This window comes from Herbidospora galbida, from assembly GCF_005233835.1.
Classification (GTDB): domain Bacteria; phylum Actinomycetota; class Actinomycetes; order Streptosporangiales; family Streptosporangiaceae; genus Herbidospora; species Herbidospora galbida.
Map to the genome: position 1 here is coordinate 1 of NZ_SZQA01000025.1, position 18,118 is coordinate 18,118.

Genomic DNA, 18,118 nt, shown 5'->3' on the forward strand with positions numbered 1-18,118 from the left:
AGCCCCGGCCGGCCCGCCGCCACCAGCGCGGCCTGGCCGACCGCCTGCGCCACCAGCCGCCGGTCGCCCACCTCGGCCGCCGCCCGCTCGTCGGCCGCCCGCTCCACCAGGAAGCCGACCTGGGCGCTCACCCAGCGCAGCGCCGGATGCGCGGCTCCGGCCAGTTCCGCGAGCCGCACCAGGCGGTGGTGCGCGCCGTCGAGATGGGCGCGTTCGTGGGCCAGCAGGGCGGCGTACTGCCGGTCGGTCAGCGCGGCGCGCATGCCGCTGGTGACCACCACCCAGCCCGGCCGGCCGGGGACCGCGAAGGCCGTCACGGCGGGGTCGTCGACCAGCAGGACGTCACCGTGGGGACGCGGGAACAGCCGCCCGGCGCGCAGGTCACGGCGGTGCCGCCGGTGCGTCCACGCCACCGCGGCGACCACCGCCGCCAGCAGCGGCGCCGACCCCCACGACACCCACGGCACCTCGGCGACGTCGGCCCGGACGACGCGCTCGGACCACCCCATCAGGTGGGCCACCGACGGGACCTCGGCGAGCGCGTGGAGGGCGAACACCAGCAGGTTCGCCGTCCCGGCCACCGCGACCGCCACGGCCGACCAGGCCAGCACCCGCGCGGCCAGCGCCGGGGCGAGCCGGCCCGCCACGAGCGCGGCGACGAGCACCGCCAGCGGCGGCACGACCACCACCGAGACCACGAAGTGATCGAACATCCGGGCACCTCCCGGCCATCAGCCTGCCACGAGATCCGGAACGTCCCGATATAGGGTGTGCCCCGATGAACACGGACCCCGGTGACCGCGACGGGCGCCGCCCGCCCGGCGGGCTGGAGGCCGCGATCCTGACGGCCCTGCGCGAGGCGGGCCGCTCGCTCACCCCCGGCCAGGTCAGGGACCTGGTCGCCCCGGACGGCGGCCTGTCCTACAGCGCCGTGGTCACCACCCTGATCCGCCTGCACAAGAAACAGGCCGTGACCCGCCGCCGCGAGGGCCGCTCCCACCGCTACGGCGCTCTGGTCGACCCGGCCGACCTGGTCGCCCAGCGGATGACCGCCCTGCTGCAGGCCGAGCCCGACCGCTCGGGCGTGCTCCGGCGCTTCGTCGACGACCTGGCCGCCGAGGACGAACAACTCCTGCGCCGCCTCCTCGACGACGCCACCGAGTAATGAATCGTCTCAGAACCGGCTGCTTGGTGACGGCGCGGTTCAAGCCGGTCGGCGCCCTGGCTCAGCCGAGGGAGTTTCCGGTGACGTCCCACAGCCGCGCCGCGATCTCCATCCGCTCGACGAACCCCTCCTCCGTGAGGGTCGCGTCGTCGAGGACGAAGTCGAGGAAGACCTCGTCGATCCCCGCGTCGCGGTAGGCCGCCAGGTCGGCCCCGATCTGCTCCCAGGTGCCCTGGAAGGGCCGCCGCCGGTGCTCGGTGAAGCGGACGTTGGCCCGCACCACCACCTCCGGCTCCGGCCGGCCCGCCTCGCGGGCGCTCGTGAACAGGGTCTCCCGCAGGGGCAGCAGCATGTCGAGCGGCAACCCGCCCGGCAGCCACCCGTCGGCCAGCCGGCCGGCCCGTTCGACCGCGCGGGGGGCGTACACGCCCAGATAGATGCGCGGGGCGGCCGGCTTCGGTTCGAAGGCCGTCTCGGGGACGGTGAAGAACTCCCCCGTGTACGCCGTCGTCCCCGCGCCCCACAACCCCCGGAGCACCGTGACGAACTCCTCGCTGCGCCGCCCCTGGCCGTCGGGGGTGTTCCCGGCCGCCTCGATCTCGTCGAGCGACCAGCCCTGGCCCAGGCCGGGGCGCAACCGGCCGCCGCTCAGCGCGTCGAGCGTGGCCAGTTGCTTGGCCAGCACGACCGGGTTGTGCAGCAGCATGCACAGCACGCTCGTGCCCAGGGTGATCCGCGTGGTCACGGCGGCGGCGAAGGCCAGCGTCGTGAGGGGGTCGTAGGCGATCTTCATGGTCTGCGGAAGGCCGCCGTCGCGCGTCCCCGGATAGCGGCTGCGCGGCTTGACCGGGTCGAGCAGGCGCTCGCCCGCCCACAGAGAGTGATAGCCGAGCTCCTCGGCCCGCCGGGCTGCCGAGGCGATGAAGCCGGGTGAGGCGAGGTGTCCGAGAGTCGGCAGTCCGAGTCCTAGTCGCATATCGAGAACCTTCCACGATCACTCGCCGTTGACGCTGGACGCGGCGCACGCCGACCCCCTACGGTGCCGTGTGCCTGGTGGCGTCGACAGAGGGGGACACCGTGCGGCGGTGGGCTGCGGGGATGGTCACGGCCATGCTGGTCGCGATCGTGTGGGGGGCGCCGGCGGCGGCCCGCGCCGAAGGCCCCGGGCAGGTGGCGCTCATCGGGGTGCCCGGCCTGATGTGGAGCGACGTCACCGAAAGTGACACCCCCAACCTGTGGCGGCTGGCCGGTGAGAGCGCCGTCGGGTCGCTGTCGGTCAAGGCGGTCGGCACGATCACCTGTCCCTACGACGGATGGCTGACGGTCTCGGCCGGGGTCAGGTCGGCCGTCGGCCGCCGGTGCGGGCTGCCGCCCCTGCCGGTCGAGGGCACCAACCGGCTCCACGAGTTCGGCTGGTTCGCCTCGGTCGCCGGGGTGCCCACCGCGGGCTCGGTCGGCACGCTGCCCGGCACGATGGCGGTCGGTCCCGGCGGGGTGCTGGCGCTGTCCGACCGGCAGGGCGCCGTCGGCCGCTACCACGCCACGGTCGAGGAGGTCGCCGACTGGTCGGCGCCGGTGATCGCGGTCGACGTCGACACGCTGATCCGGCCCTACGTCGGCGCCGACGGCAAGGTCTCCCCCGAGCCCGAGGCGGTCGCCGCGGCCGATCGGACGGCGGCGGTCCGGCAGGCCGACGCCCAGGTGGGCGCGGTGCTGGCCCAGCTGCCCGCCACGGCGACCGTGCTGGTCGCGGGGCTGGCCGACCACGGGTCGGTGCCCCACCTGCGGGTGGCGATGATGCGCGCGCCCGGCACGACCGGCACCAGCCTGCTCGGCTCGGGCTCGACCCACCGCGACGACATGATCATCCTGCCCGACCTGACCGCGACCCTGTTCAGCGCCGCAGGGCAGGCCGCCGCCATCCCGCCGACCGTCATCGGGCAGCCGCTGAAGGCGGGTGCGCCGATCCCGCTCGACGAGGCCGTCGACCGGCTCAGGAACGCCGACACGGCCGGGCAGACGATCCGGAACATGGGCGGGATCTTCTTCACCACGCTGGCCGTGCTGCAGGTGCTCTTCTACGGGGCGGCGTTCCTGCTGCTGCGCCGCCGGTCGGCACTGGGCCTGGTCAGGGTGGCCGCCGTCGCGCTGGCCTCGATCCCGGTGTCGACCTACCTGATCAACCTCACGCCCTGGGAGGCCGGCCCCGCCCCGACGCTCACCCTGATCGGCGGGCTGGTCGCCTGCGACGTCGTGCTCACCGTGCTCGCCCTGCGGGCGGCCCGGCTCACCAAGCCGGAGAACATCCTCGCGCCGCTCATCGTCGTGGCGGGCGTCACCGCCGCCGCGCTGCTCGGCGACCTTCTCTCCGGTACGCACCTGCAGCTCAACAGCGTCATGGGCTACACGGGCGTGGTCGGGGCCCGCTACTACGGCCTGGGCAACATCCCGTTCGCGCTGCTGGCCACGGCGGTGCTGCTGGTCGCCACGGCGGTCGCCGACACGCTGGTCCGGCACGGCCGCCGGCCCCTCGCGGTCGGCCTGATCGCCGCGCTGGGGGTGTTCGCGATGATCCTCGGCGGCTGGCCGGGGGTCGGCAGCGACTTCGGCGGCGTGATCGCGTTCGTGCCCGGCATCGCGGTCGCCGCGCTCATCGTCGCGGGGCGGCGGGTGTCGATCTGGAAGCTCGGCCTGTTCTGCGTGGCCGGCGGCGTGATCGTGCTGTCGATCGCCTACCTCGACTACCGGCGCCCGCCCGGGTCGCAGACCCACCTCGGGCGGTTCGTCGGGCAGATCTTCGACGGCACGTTCTGGCCGGTCATCGCGCGCAAGCTCGACGCCATGCTGGGCACCCTGCTCAGCCCCAACCTGATGCCCGTCGTCATCGCCGCCGTGGCGTTCCTGGTGTTCGCGGTGCTGCGGCCGGGCGCGGCGACGGCCGGGGTGCTGCCGGTGGCGTTCGAGCGGGCGCCCATGCTGAAGGCGGGCCTGCTCGGCGCGCTGGTCAGCGGCGGCGTCGGCATGCTGGTGAACGACTCGGGCGCGGCCGTGCTGTCGATGGCGCTGGCCCTGGCGGTGCCGCTGGTGCTGAGCGCCGGGATCAGGGCCATCCAGCTCGACGGGGCCTCACCCGGCGACGGCAGCCGTGCGGAGGGCGCGGTAAAGCAGCCGCGCGTCGCCTAGCCGGTGGCGCAGCAGCTTCTCCAGCCCGCCGATCGGGACCAGGTTCTGCGGCGCCCTCGGGTCTTTGTAGTCGACCCCCGCCATCGGCGGCAGCGCGACCGTGACCCGGTCGGCGAGCTCGGCGGCGTCTTCGGCCGACAGGTCGGCGCCCGCCTCGCAGCGGGCGATCCCGGCCCACGGGGCCGTCGAGATCGTGGGCAGCCGCAGGTACCAGGCGTAGCGGCTCCAGTTCGTGCCCATGAAGAAGACCGGGGTCCGCTGGCCCGGCTTCAGGTCGGACACCACGGCCGACTGGGCCGGCGGCAGGTAGGACGTGTGGTGGGTCTTCACGTAGCCGACCGCGTTGGGCAGGTGGGTGCGCCCCCGCAGCGGCCCGTCGACCACCAGCAGCTCGTCGTGCCCGGTCTGCGCGCGGTATCTCAGGGCCAGGTCGACTTCGAGCTCGGTCAGTTTCTGCTGGAGCGCCAGTGACCCGTCGTCGTCGCCGGTCACCTCGTGGGAGGTGTACGTCACCGGCCCCGCCACCAGGTCGGCCACGCCCTTGGCCGGGCTGAACACCCCTCTCTTGACCTCGACCGCGACGGGTTCGGCCCCCTCGCCGCACCGCACGATCCCGGCGGCGTAGGAGGCCGCGATGCCGGGCGCGGGCATGCCGCCCTCGGGGTCGTCGACCCAGACCCGGGCGTCGATCCGGCGCACGCCGTCGGCGATCAGCAGCGTCTCGGGCCGTTTCGTCGTCGCGCCGGGGGTGATCGGCCGCCACTGCAGGACGGGGATCTCGACGTCGAGGGTGAGGGCGGCGCTGCTGCCCTCCATCTCGGCCTCGAAGGCCAGGCTCGCGCCGTAGCCGGGGTCCCAGGGATCGACGCTGAACCCGGGGGCGTGGTACGTGGTGGTCACCGAACCACCTTTCTGACGTGGGAGCCGGAGGCGTCGCGGGCGACCTCGTACCGGACCGGAACCCGGTCGGCCAGGGCCGGAACGTGGGTGACGACGCCGATCATGCGTTCGTGGCCGGAGGCGAGCTTCTCGAGGGTCGCGGCCACCGTGTCGAGCGTGGCGGGGTCGAGGGTGCCGAACCCCTCGTCCAGGAAGATCGAGTCGAGGCTCCGGGCGGCGGCCGCCGCGAGCCCCGCGACCTGGTCGGACAGCGCCAGCGCGAGGGCGAGGGAGGCCTGGAAGGTCTCTCCGCCCGACAGGGTGCGGGCGCTGCGGCGCAGCCCCGCCTCGGCGTAGTCGACGACCTCGATGTCGCCCCTGCTGCCGAGCACGAGCTCGTACTGACCGTCGGACAGATCCTTCAGGGTCTCCGAGGCGGCCGCGACGAGCAGTTCGAGCGCCTCGGCGCAGAGCCAGCGCTCGAACTGGTTGGCCCGCAGCAGCAGAGCCAGCTCGTGGGCGACCCTGGCCTCCCCCTCGTGACCGGCGACGCGCTCGGCCAGGTCGGCGGCGCGCTCCCGCGCCTCCCTGACCCGGGCGAGCCTCTCGTCGGCCTGCGCGGCGGCGCGGGCGACCTGCTCGGCCATCCGGTCGCCCGCCTTCACCGCGACGCCGTGCTCGGCGATGCGCTCGGCCAGCACCCGGCGGGCCTCCTGCGCGCTCCCCCGGGCCCTCTCGAACCCGGCTTCGGCGGCCTCGGCCTCCCGCCGACGGACCTCGGCGGCGCCGTCACGCCAGGCCAGCAGGGCGGTCCAGGCGGCGTGGACGTCACCGGGGTCGAGTGGCGGCGGCCCGAAGGCGGCGACGGTGTCACGGGCCGCGTTGAGATCCCGCCAGGCCTGCTCTGCCTTGCGTCGGGCCTCGTCGACCGCGCGGGCGGCCTGTGCGGCGTGGCGGCGGGCCTCCCGGGCGTCGCGCCGGATGTCTCCCACCTTCCCGGCGGCCCGGTCGATCGCGACAAGGAGCTCCTCGATAGCGGCGACCCTCTCGAGGTCGGGCGGAGCGGCCGTGGCCAGCTCACGGGCCCGGGCGGTGAGGAGCTCGGCCTTGGCGGCGAGACCGTCGTGCCGGGTGCGGGCCTGCTGCCCCTTCTCCCGAATCGCGGCCAACCGGCGTTCCGCAGCGGCCAGCTCCTCGGCCGCGGAGACGACATGGCCGTGGGGGCCGCGCGGCTCGGGCCCGCCAGAGCCGGCGGGCACGTCAGCGCCGTGCGGGTCGGACCCGCCGGCGCGGGCCTGCTGACTCGCGGGCACGTCGGTCGGTCTCGGGCCGATGGGGAGGACGGTGACGAGCTGGTGGCAGACCGGGCAGGGGTCGCCCGGGGTGAGCGTGCGCGCCAGGTCGGCGGCCGTGTGGGCGATCCTGGTCTTCGTGAGGTGGCGGTCGGCCTCCTCGTAGTCGCGGAAGGCCGCGGCCAGCGACTCGGCGGCCTCCGCCAGCTGGACGGTGACGGTGTCGGCCTCCTTCCGGGCCGCTTCGGCTTCGGCGGTGCGGCGGGTGCGGTCGGCGAGGTCGGCGAGCTCTCGCCTCAGGGCGGTCTGGTTGCCCAGGGCCTCCAGGTCGGTCTCCGCCTCTTCCTCCAACGCGTCGAGGCGGGCCTGTTCGAGCACCGCCGCCTCGGCCCGTTCGGTGGCGCGGCGGGCCGATTCGGCCAGGCCGGGCACCTCACCGGGCAGCGCGAGGGCGCCCAGCTGGGCCAGCGCGCGGAGCACCGTCACCCGTTCGGCGTCGGCCGTCTTGGCCGCCTCGTCGAGGGCCCGGAGTTCCTCCAGGTCGGCGCCTACCCGCTCCGACAGCGCGCGCAGGGCGGCGGCGCGCTCGCGGGCGGTCTCCTCGGCCTGCTCGTCGGCGTCGTGCAGGCGGGACAGCTCGCCCCTGGCGAACTCGGCGGCCTGGTTCTGCTTGGTCTCCTCGGCGACGGCGGCCTTGCGGACCTGCTCGTAGACGTCGGCGTCGAGGAGCTGCACGAGCAGGTCCTGGCGGTCGCTCGGGGTGGCGTGCAGGAACTCGGCGAAGCGGCCCTGGGGCAGCACCACGCACTGGGTGAAGAACTTGTATTCCAGGCCGGTGACCTGGGCGACCTCGGCGGCGACCTGTTCGCCTTCGGCCACCGGCCGGGAGGTCGCGGTCAGCTCGACCAGGTCGGAGTCGGCCGGGACCGACGGGTCGAGCAGGTCGAGCCGGGCCTCCTTGGTGCGGACCGTCCCCTTGGCGTCGCGCAGCAGGGTGCGGACGGCGGCGTAGCGGCGGCCGGAGACCTCGAAGACCAGGGCGACCTTGCCGGAGGCGGCGGAGGGGGCCAGCGCGTAGGCGACGACGTTCTCCTTGCCCCACCGGGGCACGCTGCCGTAGAGGGCGAAGCAGATGGCGTCGATGACGGTGCTCTTGCCGGCCCCGGTCGCGCCGACCAGCGCGAAGTAGTCGACCTCGGCGAAGTCGACGTCGGTGGCGGCCCGGAAGCTGCCGAAGTTCTCCATGTGCAGCCGGAGGGGGCGCATCAGCCGGTCACCTCGTCGTGCAGCCGGTCGAACAGGGCCCCCAGTGCTTCGACGTCCTTGCCCGACGCGGCCAGGTATTCGCGGACCAGGTCGCGCGGGCCCCTCCCCGCGCCGGTCGCCTGGCGTCTGCGCACGCTCGCGGGCCGGAAGTCGGGATGCAGGTCGACCTGGAGGGCGCCCGGGAGGAGTTCCCTGACCGTGTCGGCCAGCCCCGCCCGGGGCTTCTCGGCCACGACCACCCGGAGCCAGGCGTCGCCCAGGTCGGCGGCCATCGCCTCCAGCCGGTCGAGACTGCCGGTGACCGTGGTCAGCGTCTTGGCCTTCTCCAGGGCCACCTCGCGCACCTTCGCCGGTACGCCGGGCTCGACCTCGACGATCAGCACGCCCGGCTGGTTCTTCTCCTCGCCGAAGTCGACGGCGATGGGCGAGCCGCTGTACCAGATCGGGCACGCCCCCGGCATCTGCTGCCGCCGGTGGAGGTGGCCCAGCGCGGCGTACTGGGCGGTGGGGGGGAACGCGGTCGACTCGAAGTAGTAGGAGAAGATCGTCTGGGCCTGGCGTTCGCCGCCGCCCATCTTCCCGCCGGGGAGGGTGCCGTGGGTGGTCACCAGGTTGACGGTGTCGCCGGTGAAGCCGGAGGTCAGCGCCTCGGCCAGGCGGCCGAAGCGGTCGGCGTAGCTGCGGTTGTGCTCGGCGGCGGTCTCGGTGATCAGCTCGGCGGCCCGCACCACGTGGCGGTGGGACAGGAACGGCAGCACCGCGCACTTCACCGGTTCGCCGGTCCGGGCGGTGAACTCGATCAGCCCGCCCTGGTCGGGCCGCCGGAACAGCCCTGAGACGTGGATGCCCAGCGCCCCCAGCACCGGCCGGTAGACCTCCAGGAGCTGCGCGTTGTCGTGGTTGCCGGCCAGCACGACCACCTCGCGGCCGCCCTCGCGCAACTGCATCAGCGCGTTGACGACCAGGCCCTGCGACTCGGGCGTGGGCGCGGAGGTGTCGAACAGGTCACCGGCGACCAGCACCAGGTCGACGTCTTCGCGCCGGGCCACGCCGACCAGCTCCCAGAGCACGGCGCGGTGCTCGTCGTGCCGCCCCCGGCCCTTGAGGACCTTGCCGACGTGCCAGTCGGCCGTGTGCAGGATCTTCATCGCGCCCTTCTTCTTGCAGGCAGATTCGCTTCAGAACGGGGGAATGTCGTCTTCAGGCGCGGGCAGCCCCGCGAACGGATCTCTCTGAAGGGCCGGGGACGCGGGGGCCGCGCCGGCCTCCGACGGCCGGGTGGCCCAGGCGGGGAACGGGAAGTTCACGGCCAGCGGTACGGGGATCTCCGGCTGGACCGCGAACATGGTGCCCGGTTTGGCGATGGTGGCGCGGTCGCGGGCGGTGCCGGTCAGCCAGCCGTATTCCGAGCGGGTGGCCTCGGCGGGGTCGAGCCGCCCGGCGATGCGGACGGCGCAGTTGGCGACGATGCGCCGCTCCACCTCGGAGGCGGTCTGCTGGGCCCCGATGAGGATGACGCCGAGCGAGCGGCCGCGCTCGGCGACGTCGAGCAGGATCTCCTTGATCGGGGAGTCGCCGTCGCGGGGGGCGTACTTGTTGAGCTCGTCCAGGACCACGAACAGCAGCGGCCGGGCCGAACCCGACAGCTCCTTGCGGGCGAACTCGCCGCGCAGCACCACGCCCACCACGAACCGCTGGGCGCGTTCGGGCAGGTTGTGCAGGTCGACGATGGTGACCTGGGCGTCGGAGACGCCGATCGAGTGGGCCCGCCCGGCCGGCAGGTCGCCCCGCACGATCGGGGTGAGCGACCTTATCGAGCTGCGCAGCCGCCGCAGGAACGCGTTGACCGTGCCCAGCGACGCCGGGAAGCCGGTCCAGGAGGCCCGGCTCGACTCGTCGGCCAGCCGTTCGTCGATCAGGTCGACCAGCTGGGGGTAGGTGCGGCACTCGACGTCGTCGACCTTGACCGCGCCCGAGTCGCCCAGCGGCTCGGCCAGCACCTTCAGCTTCGCCGCCACCTGGCCGATCAGCAGGCTGTACTGCGCCTTCTCGTCGTCGGCGTCGGCGAAGACGTAGCGGAGGAGCTCGGCGTCGCAGAACTCGGCCAGCGTCCAGTAGAAGGAGCTGACGCCCTTGGTGCGGGCCGTGACGTGGGGCACGCCGTGGACGTCGCCGGGCCTCGGCGGCGCGAACACGTGGACGCTCCTGAACGGCTGGGCGGGCAGCCCGAGCGTGGCGTAGGCGGCGCGGGCGGTGTCGTCGACGCGGGTGTTGGCGTGGTCGAGGAACAGCAGGTCCTCACCCTTGACGGAGAAGATCAGCGCCTTGGTGTTGGCCGCCTCGGGCCCCAGCACGCCGGAGTTGAACACCGAATAGAGCAGGAACGTCGCGAACGAGGTCTTGGTCGCCACGCCGGACACCCCGGAGATCGACACGTGCGCGCCGCGGGTGCCGTCGAGGAAGTCGAAGTTGAGGTAGGCCGGTTCGCCGTCGCGGCCGAGGCCCATGGGCACCCGGCGCTCCATCACGTCGAAGTAGAGCGCCTGGTCGCGGTCGGCCCCCTTGGCCCGGAACGCCGGCGCCCCCGGCAGCGGCGGCACGAACACCTCGGGCTCGACCCGGGTGACCCGCACCTCAGCGACCTCGACGACGGCCGCCGGCAGCGACCCCTCGGAGATCAGGAACACGTCGGAGTCGTAGGCGGCCCCCTCGTGCCGGGCCTCGACGTGGGTGACCACCCCGGCGACCAGCACCGGCCCGTGGCCCGGCACCTCGCGCCGCGTCACCACCACTTCGTCGAGCTGCACGACCTTCCCCGGCTCCAGGCCGATCCAGAACGACAGGGGCGAGGCCGACTGTGTGCCCAGCACACGGCCGACGGCCTCCCCGGCAGGGGCACCAGCGAACCCATCCGTCACCCGAGGCAGGGTAGTGCAGCCTTACGACGTTTTCTCGGGCCATGCCCGCGCGAGCAACTCGCGGGTGTCTCGGAGCAACTGTGGTAGGACGCGCGTCTGCCCGACGATCGGCATGAAGTTGGTGTCGCCGCCCCAGCGGGGCACGACGTGCTGGTGGAGATGGGCGGCGATGCCGGCCCCCGCGACGTGCCCGAGGTTCATCCCGACGTTGAACCCCTGCGCCCCGCTCGCCTCCCGCAGCGTGACGAGCGCCTTCTGGGTGAACTCGGCCAGTTCGGCCGTCTCGGCGGCGTCGAGGTCGGTGTAGTCGGGCACGTGCCGGTAGGGACAGACCATCAGATGGCCGGAGTTGTACGGATAGAGGTTCAGTACGGCGTACACGACCTCGCCCCGGGCCACGATGAGCCCGTCGGCGTCGTCCATCTTCGGGATCTCGCAGAACGGGCACCCGTCACCGGCGCCCGGCCCGGTCGGCTTGTTCTCCCCCTTGATGTACGCCATCCGGTGCGGCGTCCAGAGCCGTCCGAATGCGTCGGGCACGTCTGTCATGTCGGCCAGCATAGGGGGGCCGGCTCACGCGACCCCCGCCGACCGGGCCTAACGCCGGACAAACCCTTCGATCTTCCGGCAGAATCCTGCTGACCTGAGGAGATGATCGTGTGACCGACGTCGCGTACGAGCACCAGAACGAGACCCCCTCCGAGGAAGAAGCCCCCGCCGCCGAGGAGAGCTCCCCCGCTCCCCAGATCTCCGTCGCGGGCCTGAAAGGCAAGATCACCGTCGCCGACGAGGTCGTCGAGAAGGTGACCGCCCTGGCCGCCATGCAGGTCCCCGGCGTGGCCGACCTGGGCGGCGACCTGGCCCGCGCGTTCGAGTCGGTCCGCGACCGCATCGGGTTCGGCTCCAAGCGCGCCAACCAGGGCGTGCGGGCCGAGATCCAGGACGGCATGGTCGCCATCGACATCACGATCGTCATCCTCTACGGCCACGTCGTGATGGAGGTCGCCGCCGAGGTCCAGTCGAGCGTGGCCACGTCGGTCGCCCAGATGCTCGGCATGGAGGTCGTCGAGGTCAACGTGACAGTCGACGACGTGCGCCTCCCGGGCGAGGGCAAGGCCGACGAAGCCGCCGCCTGAACGGAACTCACCCCGACCGGGCTCCCCGCGGGGCCCGGTCTCGCGTGTCCGGGGAACCTGGACGAGTCTTTTCCGGACACTGTCAGTGGTCATGGGCGGTCAGTGAGCGGTAAGGCCGCCTGGCCGGTCCGGAAGTGCGCCAGATCACGGCAGCGAGTACCCGGACCCGTCGTGCGACGCGGACAGCGACGCCTTCGACGGTCCGTGCGCTGGGTCGCTGCAGGCGGAAACGTGATCCGCCGAGGCTCTCGCGGAACTCGCACAGGTGAACGTCACCAAAGCCGGCTCGCGGGGCAGGACGTGCTTCGCGGCCTGTGGCGTCAGGCGGGTGGCCAGTTCCGCAACGTTGCGTCGGCCACCTGTTGCAGGTCCTCGCATGCCGCGCCGCCGGCTGCCTGTACGGCGATGCCGTTCGCGATCGTCATGACATAGCGAGCGATTTTCTCCGGGTCGGCGCTGTCGGGCAGATCGCCCGTCTGGACGGCCTGCCGGAACCTGTCCCGGAGCAGTGCCTGGCCGTGGGCGCGCCACTCGGCCAGGATGTCGCGGGCGGTCCGTCCGGTCCCGCCGGCGGCCAGTGCGCCCTGGACGCCCAGGCAGCCGGCGGGGAGTCCGGGCATGGTGCCGGAGCGGGCGGCGCCGGCGAGGAAGGCCGCGGCGACCTCGCGGGCAGTGGGTTCCCGCAGCGCTTCGGCGACGTAGGCGCCGGGGCCTTCTTCGTAGCGCCGCAATGCCTTGCGGAAGAGGTCCTCCTTGTTGCCGTAGGCCGCGTACAGGCTCTTGCGGGAGATGCCCATGGCTTCGGTCAGGTCGGTGAGGCTGGCACCTTCGTAGCCCTGCGCCCAGAAGACCGTCATCGCCTTCTCGAGCGCCGCCTCGGCGTCGAATGCCCGGGGGCGGCCGATCTGTGACGCGCGCATGTCGCCATCCTACCGGTTTGACACCGTTCGGTGCCGAACTGGTACTGTCCTGTTCGGCACCGATTGGTGCGTATATTTCTGCACTTCACCGCTTCTTGCGGCACGAGAGAAGAGAATCGCCATGTCCGAGAGTGATCTGCGTGACTGGTACATGCGCTACGCCGAGGCGCTCAACGCCCACGAGTTCGACCGCATGGACGAGTTCATCAACGACCAGGTACTGCTCGGCGGTCAGCCCGCCACCCGCGAGGACGTCGTCACGGTCCTGAAGGGGATCGCCGACGCCGTCCCGGACATCCGCTGGGACGTCGATGAACTGCTGTTCGACCGGGACGGCATCGCCGTCCGCGCCATCAACACCGGCACCCCGGCGAAGGAATGGCTCGGCGTCCCGCCCACCGGCGCCTCGTTCGAGATCGTCGAGTACGCCATCTACAAGGTCCAGGACGGCCGGTTCACCCAGATGACAAACCTGCACGACTCCGCCGAGATGCTCCGGCAGCTGACCGCATGACCACCGCCAGCCGTTGTCGACCACCTTTCGCTGGGTTCGGGGCTCCTGCCACTGATCAGCGGCGAAGGATCCGCCTCACCCCCGCCGCGATCCGGCACGACCTCCAGACCGGCCAGGCGGCCTTGATCAGGCCGTGGTTCCTGCTTCCGCCCTGGCGAGATTGACGCCGCTGGCGATGATCCCGATGTGGCTGAACGCCTGCGGGAAGTTGCCGGTGAATGCTCCCGTGGACGGGTCGATCTGCTCGGGCATCAGCCCGACCGGGCTCGCGCGGGCGCACAGCGACGTGTACAGATCCTCAGCCCGTTCTCGATGGCCCTGCAGGATCAGGTTGTCGACCAGCCAGAAGCTGCACAACAGGAAGGCACCCTCGTCGCCGGGCAGGCCGTCGGGGGATTCTTCGTGCAGGTACCGGTAGAGCAGGCCGTCACCGGCCGACAGACGTTCGGCGATGGCCGCAGTGGTGGCGGCCATGCGTGGATGGCCGGCCGGGATGACCTTGCGCAGCGGCAGCGCGAGCAAGCTGGCGTCCAGACCGCCGCCGCCGTCGAGGTGCTCGCTCAGGCATTGAGCCTCCTCGTCCCAGGACTGCTCGAGGATGAGCCGGCGCAGCTTCTCGGCGGTGGCCCGCCAGCCGGTGTTCGGCCCGGACAGGCCGAGCCGCTCGCCGATGGCCGCGGCCCGGTCCAGGGCCACCTGACACATCCCGGCCGAATAGGTGAAGACCCGGCCTTCGCTGCGTACCTCCCAGATGCCCTGATCCGGCTGCCGCCACGTCTGCGCGGCGGCCTCGGCCAGCTCCGCCAGACCGGACCACAGCGCCGGCTGGAGTTCGCGGCCGCGGAGCAGCCACTGATCGGCGCAGTCCAGCACCTCGCCGTAGACGTCGTGCTGGCGCTGGTCGGCGGCGCCGTTGCCCCACCGCACCGGCGCCGACCGCCGGTAGCCTTCCAGGCCGCCGTCATGGATCTCCTGGGGTACGGGGTCGCCGCGAAGGGTGTACATGATCCGCGGATGGCGGCTCTGCTCGAAGGCGTCCAGGACCCAGCCGAGGAAGGCGTCGGCCTCCTCCTCGAAGCCCACGCGGCGGAACGCGAACACGGCGTACGCGGCGTCGCGGATCCAGGTGTAGCGGTAGTCCCAGTTGCGCACCCCGCCGATCGGCGCGGGCAAGGACGAGGTGGGCGCCGCGACCAGCGAGCCGTTGCCCCAGTCGTCGCACAGCTTCAACGTGATCACCGAGCGCCGGACCAGCGCTTCCTGCGGGCCGCGGTAGCTGCACTTGCGCATCCAGCGCCGCCAGGCCTCGGTGGTCTGCCGCAGCATCGCCTCGGGGTCGAACCGGTGATGGCGGTGGAGGCGGCCCCAGGACAGCACTAGATCGAGGCGGTCGCCCTCCTGAAGGTCGTGCGCGGTGCGCAGGCCGGTCAGCGGGCGGCTGGAACGCAGATGTAGCCGCAGGTCGGGCCGCCGGGAGACGAGCACCTCCAGACCGCTGCACAGGGCCCTGGCCTGCCCGCCGCCGCGCGGCTCCAGCTCCGCCCGCAAGCGCACGGTCCCGGCTTGCACGACCGCGGACCGGATCAGCTCGTCCCGGCCGCCGCCCGCGTCGTCGCTGAGGTCGGCGCCGGCACGCAGGGCCAGCCCGTCGGTGATCCGGACCAGGCCGGTCGGACCGCGCAGCTCGGTCACCAGCACCGCGGTGTCCGGCTCGTAGAACTGCCGGGCCTCGCGCAGGTCGTCCACGGTGAGCGTGAAGTGACCGCCGCGTTCGTGATCCAGCAGGCCGCACAGCAGAGGGTCGCTGTCGAAGCGGGGCAGGCACAGCCATGGGATCGAACCGTCCACGCCGACCAGCGCCGCCGTCGTGCCGTCGCCGATGAGGCCCAGGTCCTCTAGGGGCAGGTAGCCCTCCCGGCGGTGCACCGGGCGGAAGGGTGGATCGAGATCGAGCATGCCTGGTTCTCCTCCGTACTGACGTCCGCCGGCGGAGGGAAGCTCCGGGCGGGCGGACGTAGCTTCCGTCACGAGACGGTGATCAGCACCTTCACCATGTCCTCGACCACCATGTCCTCGACGTTCTTGTCCGAGACCTCGAAGCCGCCCTCCATCCCGTCGAGGCGGAACGGGTGGGTGGGCATGTGCTTGGACGCGCAGCAGCCGTTCCATGCGCAGCCGGCCGACGCTTTCATCGCTGCCCCGGTTTGTTCTTCGGCGTGCTTTCGAGGCGCGCAGACGGCGCCGATCACAGCCACATTCGCCGGTGTCGCCGACGGGACCCCATAGAGCGGCGCCCATGGCGTAGCCCGCTCACGCAGGCGCCGCGGCCCCCCGAAACGGCGCCACCGGTGACGGGCCTACCCTCCCGGGCTTATGGCTAACACCCGCTATCGCTCTGCGACGTGAGCGATCTCGCTGACGTTCAGTGCGTCGGCGACCCAGCAGCGGCGAGGCCGGCGGGACATCCATGCCACCGGCCCGTCGACACCATGACGGCCGATGGCGCCGGCCAGTTCAGGTCAGGCTTTGAGAGATCGCCGACCCTGGGAACTGTCAGCGATCGGGAGGCTGCTCACTGTCAGCGCAGTCGGCGGAGGCAGCGGCCTGTTGGCCGGGCCGGCGCGGAACGACTGGAGCAGATAGGCCACCAGGCGCCGGGACGCTGCACCGTCATCCGGCAGGGCGGCCACCAGACCGCAGTGTGCCAACAGGACCACGGCGAGGTCGGACGGGTGGAAATCGGCCCGCAGCGCGCCCGACGCCTGGGCCCTGCGTACCAGGGTCGCGAAGTCCCGCTCGGCTCGCTGCCAGGACTGCGCCTCTTCCGACATGCTTTCCGGGAAGGCTGCGACGAACGCGGCCGGGAATCCACGTTCCTCTCGTTGTAGAGCGCAGACCGTCTCGACCAGCTGCTGGAAACCTTGCCACGGGTCAGGGGCGGCCAGAGCCTCGGTGAGCGCCCGCCCGCAGGTCTCCATCTGCTGCGCGAACGCGCCTCTCAACAGGGCGTCCCGGGTCGGGAAATGCCGGTACAGCGTCGCTACGCCGACCCCGGCCCTTCGGGCCACGGTCGCCATCGGGGCGTCGATCCCGTGCTCCGCAAAGACCGCACGGGCGGCGACGAGGACACGCTCCCGGTTGCGCCGGGCATCCGCCCGCACCCCGTCATGGGCTGTGATCCGAGAGGATTCCGCCATCACTGTCTCTCTCTTCCGGTCTAAGCGGACGATCGCGTCCACTTAAGAGCTTAGGGTCGATGCCAGATCCCCGTACGACCCCCGGCGGCGAAGGCAGAACGATGAACGACCGCATGATGAAGGCAGTGCTCTACGACCACTACGGCGGCCCCGAGGTGCTTTACACCGGTCTCGTGCCACGCCCCGATCCGTCCCCCGGCGAGGTCCTGGTGAAGGTGCGCGCGTTCAGCGTCAACGGCGGCGAGCTGGCAGTCCGGGCCGGCCGTCTCCGCCTCCTGACCGGCCGGAAATTCCCCAAGCGCGTCGGCTTGGACTTCACAGGTGAGGTCGCCGCGCTGGGTGCCGGAGTCCCACACTTCGCGGCCGGTGACCGCGTATGGGGGGTCTTGGGCCGCGCTTCCGGGTTCGGCAGCGCCGCCGAGTACGTGACCGTGCCCGCCGAACGGGTCGGCCGGCTCCCCGACGGCCTTGACCTGGTGGGCGCCGCCGCGCTGCCGGTGGCCACCACGGCCATCACCGCGCTGCGGGACAAAGCCGGGCTGCGCCCCGGCGAACGACTCCTCGTTCGGGGCGCGGCGGGCGGTGTCGGCAACGCCGCCGTCCAACTCGGACGGGCGTACGGCGCAGAGGTCACGGCTCTGGCCCGCGCGGCCAACCTCGACTTCGTCCGCGGGCTGGGCGCGCACGAGGCCGTCGACCACCGGACCGTACGGCCAGCGGAACTGGGCCGCTTCGACGTGGTCCTGGACACCGCGGGGACCGATCTGCGGGCCTTCCGGCGCCTTCTGAATCCCGGAGGCCGCATGGTCGCCATCGCCTTCGAACCGAAACGGGCCGCCGCGTCGCTCGGCTACCTCGCGGCCAGCACGGTCCACGGACGCGGCCGGGTGCGCTTCTTCAGCGGCAATCCCAAGCGGGCGGACTTGGACGACCTCGCCCGCCATGTGGCCGAGGGCAAGCTGAGTCCTGCGGTGGACACGGTCTTCCCCCTGGAGGAGACGGCGGCGGCACACCAGGCGCTGGAGGCGGGCGGCGTCCAGGGCAAGTACGTGGTCAGGGTCGCATAGGACGTCTGTGGAGTCGCTGATCAGACACTCGTCGATGGCAGCGACGAGGACGGCCGCAAGGTGGGCGGTCACCATGCGGCCCCTCGTACCGAACCTCAGGTGGGCAGGTCGCCGTCGCCGCCCAGGTTGGCGACCACCCGGCGCAGCACGTTGATGGCCGTCACGTAGTCGTCGGGGTCGACGCCGGCGCGGGTCTTCTCCAGGACCGGACCCAGCCGCTCCCACGCCCGCTGCCGCCCGGCCTCTCCTCCCGGGGTCAGGGCCATCACCCCGTCGTCCTCGGTCAGCCAGCCCCAGCGGACCAGGTCGTCGAAGACCTCGTCGAAGTCGAGGCCGAGGTCCTCCCACGTCGACAGTCGCTCGGCCAGTTCGGCCCGGGTCCAGCGGCCCGGCGACCCCGCCGCGTGGTTGATCGTCCACCAATGAGGCTGGGTCAGGCCCTCGACCGCCAGCTCGGCGCGGATCGCGCCCACCACCCGCCGGTAGGCCTCGCCCGTCCAGGCCCCGAGGGGCTGGCCGTTCAGGACCTCCGGCGGATACTCCTTGATCGTCATGACGACGACGCTAGGACCTCAAGCCGA

Annotated in this window: 17 protein-coding genes; 5 read left to right on the forward strand and 12 right to left on the reverse strand. The window is 72.5% G+C overall.

The window, feature by feature from the left end; translation table 11 throughout:
• Window positions 1-713 (reverse strand): M48 family metalloprotease (locus FDA94_RS24095; protein ID WP_137249353.1); only part of this gene is annotated, 713 nt, incomplete at its 3' end.
• Between the two features lie 65 nt (window positions 714-778).
• Here FDA94_RS24095 and FDA94_RS24100 point away from each other — a divergent pair.
• Window positions 779-1,165: a BlaI/MecI/CopY family transcriptional regulator gene (locus tag FDA94_RS24100; RefSeq protein WP_137249354.1), complete on the forward strand. Its 387-nt coding sequence runs from the start codon at window positions 779-781 to the stop codon at window positions 1,163-1,165.
• A gap of 61 nt (window positions 1,166-1,226) precedes the next feature.
• Here the strand turns inward: FDA94_RS24100 and FDA94_RS24105 are convergent, their stop codons facing one another.
• Complete coding sequence (locus tag FDA94_RS24105; protein WP_137249355.1) at window positions 1,227-2,141, reverse strand: TIGR03619 family F420-dependent LLM class oxidoreductase; 915 nt, start codon at window positions 2,139-2,141, stop codon at window positions 1,227-1,229.
• A gap of 101 nt (window positions 2,142-2,242) precedes the next feature.
• Here FDA94_RS24105 and FDA94_RS24110 point away from each other — a divergent pair, with 101 nt between their 5' ends.
• Window positions 2,243-4,348 carry a hypothetical protein gene (locus tag FDA94_RS24110; RefSeq protein WP_137249356.1) on the forward strand — a complete coding sequence of 702 codons (2,106 nt, stop codon included), beginning with the start codon at window positions 2,243-2,245 and terminating at the stop codon, window positions 4,346-4,348.
• Here the strand turns inward: FDA94_RS24110 and FDA94_RS24115 are convergent.
• The 5 genes from FDA94_RS24115 to FDA94_RS24135 all read right to left on the reverse strand — a co-directional run bounded on the left by FDA94_RS24115 (window position 4,292) and on the right by FDA94_RS24135 (window position 11,252).
• Window positions 4,292-5,248 carry a hypothetical protein gene (locus FDA94_RS24115; protein WP_137249357.1) on the reverse strand — a complete coding sequence of 319 codons (957 nt, stop codon included), beginning with the start codon at window positions 5,246-5,248 and terminating at the stop codon, window positions 4,292-4,294. The two genes, FDA94_RS24110 and FDA94_RS24115, sit on opposite strands and share 57 nt — an antisense overlap.
• On the reverse strand, window positions 5,245-7,785 hold the full coding sequence (locus FDA94_RS24120; protein WP_137249358.1) for an AAA family ATPase: 2,541 nt from the start codon (window positions 7,783-7,785) through the stop codon (window positions 5,245-5,247). Before FDA94_RS24120 ends, FDA94_RS24115 begins: the two co-directional genes overlap by 4 nt.
• Window positions 7,785-8,933 (reverse strand): metallophosphoesterase family protein, encoded by a 1,149-nt coding sequence (locus FDA94_RS24125; RefSeq protein ID WP_137249359.1) that lies wholly within the window; start codon window positions 8,931-8,933, stop codon window positions 7,785-7,787. Before FDA94_RS24125 ends, FDA94_RS24120 begins: the two co-directional genes overlap by 1 nt.
• A gap of 30 nt (window positions 8,934-8,963) precedes the next feature.
• Window positions 8,964-10,655 (reverse strand): ATP-binding protein, encoded by a 1,692-nt coding sequence (locus tag FDA94_RS24130; RefSeq protein ID WP_246060129.1) that lies wholly within the window; start codon window positions 10,653-10,655, stop codon window positions 8,964-8,966.
• 69 nt (window positions 10,656-10,724) lie between these two features.
• The gene (locus FDA94_RS24135; protein ID WP_246060130.1) at window positions 10,725-11,252 is read right to left on the reverse strand and encodes an HIT family protein; all 528 of its coding nucleotides are present in this window, start codon (window positions 11,250-11,252) and stop codon (window positions 10,725-10,727) included.
• Window positions 11,253-11,362: 110 nt separating this feature from the next.
• Between FDA94_RS24135 and FDA94_RS24140 the strand changes: the two genes are divergently transcribed.
• Complete coding sequence (locus FDA94_RS24140) at window positions 11,363-11,839, forward strand: Asp23/Gls24 family envelope stress response protein (protein ID WP_137249362.1); 477 nt, start codon at window positions 11,363-11,365, stop codon at window positions 11,837-11,839.
• A 320-nt stretch (window positions 11,840-12,159) separates the two neighbouring features.
• Here FDA94_RS24140 and FDA94_RS24145 read toward each other — a convergent pair whose 3' ends face one another.
• The gene (locus tag FDA94_RS24145; protein ID WP_137249363.1) at window positions 12,160-12,759 is read right to left on the reverse strand and encodes a TetR/AcrR family transcriptional regulator; all 600 of its coding nucleotides are present in this window, start codon (window positions 12,757-12,759) and stop codon (window positions 12,160-12,162) included.
• A 121-nt stretch (window positions 12,760-12,880) separates the two neighbouring features.
• Here FDA94_RS24145 and FDA94_RS24150 point away from each other — a divergent pair, with 121 nt between their 5' ends.
• The gene (locus FDA94_RS24150) at window positions 12,881-13,273 is read left to right on the forward strand and encodes an ester cyclase (protein WP_137249364.1); all 393 of its coding nucleotides are present in this window, start codon (window positions 12,881-12,883) and stop codon (window positions 13,271-13,273) included.
• 126 nt (window positions 13,274-13,399) lie between these two features.
• Here the strand turns inward: FDA94_RS24150 and FDA94_RS24155 are convergent, their stop codons facing one another.
• The 3 genes from FDA94_RS24155 to FDA94_RS24160 form a co-directional block, all read right to left on the reverse strand.
• Entirely contained in the window at window positions 13,400-15,229 is a 1,830-nt protein-coding gene (locus FDA94_RS24155; RefSeq protein WP_137249365.1) for a glycoside hydrolase family 15 protein, read from the reverse strand.
• A gap of 68 nt (window positions 15,230-15,297) precedes the next feature.
• A complete protein-coding gene (locus FDA94_RS39405) occupies window positions 15,298-15,522 on the reverse strand; it encodes a hypothetical protein (protein WP_170991094.1) in 225 nt (74 codons plus the stop codon).
• A 270-nt stretch (window positions 15,523-15,792) separates the two neighbouring features.
• Window positions 15,793-16,470, reverse strand: a complete 678-nt coding sequence (locus FDA94_RS24160; protein ID WP_137249432.1) for a TetR/AcrR family transcriptional regulator — start codon at window positions 16,468-16,470, stop codon at window positions 15,793-15,795.
• A 101-nt stretch (window positions 16,471-16,571) separates the two neighbouring features.
• Here FDA94_RS24160 and FDA94_RS24165 point away from each other — a divergent pair, with 101 nt between their 5' ends.
• Complete coding sequence (locus tag FDA94_RS24165; protein ID WP_137249366.1) at window positions 16,572-17,537, forward strand: NAD(P)-dependent alcohol dehydrogenase; 966 nt, start codon at window positions 16,572-16,574, stop codon at window positions 17,535-17,537.
• Window positions 17,538-17,632: 95 nt separating this feature from the next.
• On the opposite strand, the gene FDA94_RS24170 is transcribed toward FDA94_RS24165, so the two are convergent.
• A complete protein-coding gene (locus tag FDA94_RS24170; protein WP_137249367.1) occupies window positions 17,633-18,091 on the reverse strand; it encodes a MarR family transcriptional regulator in 459 nt (152 codons plus the stop codon).
• Between the last annotated feature and the right edge of the window lie 27 nt (window positions 18,092-18,118).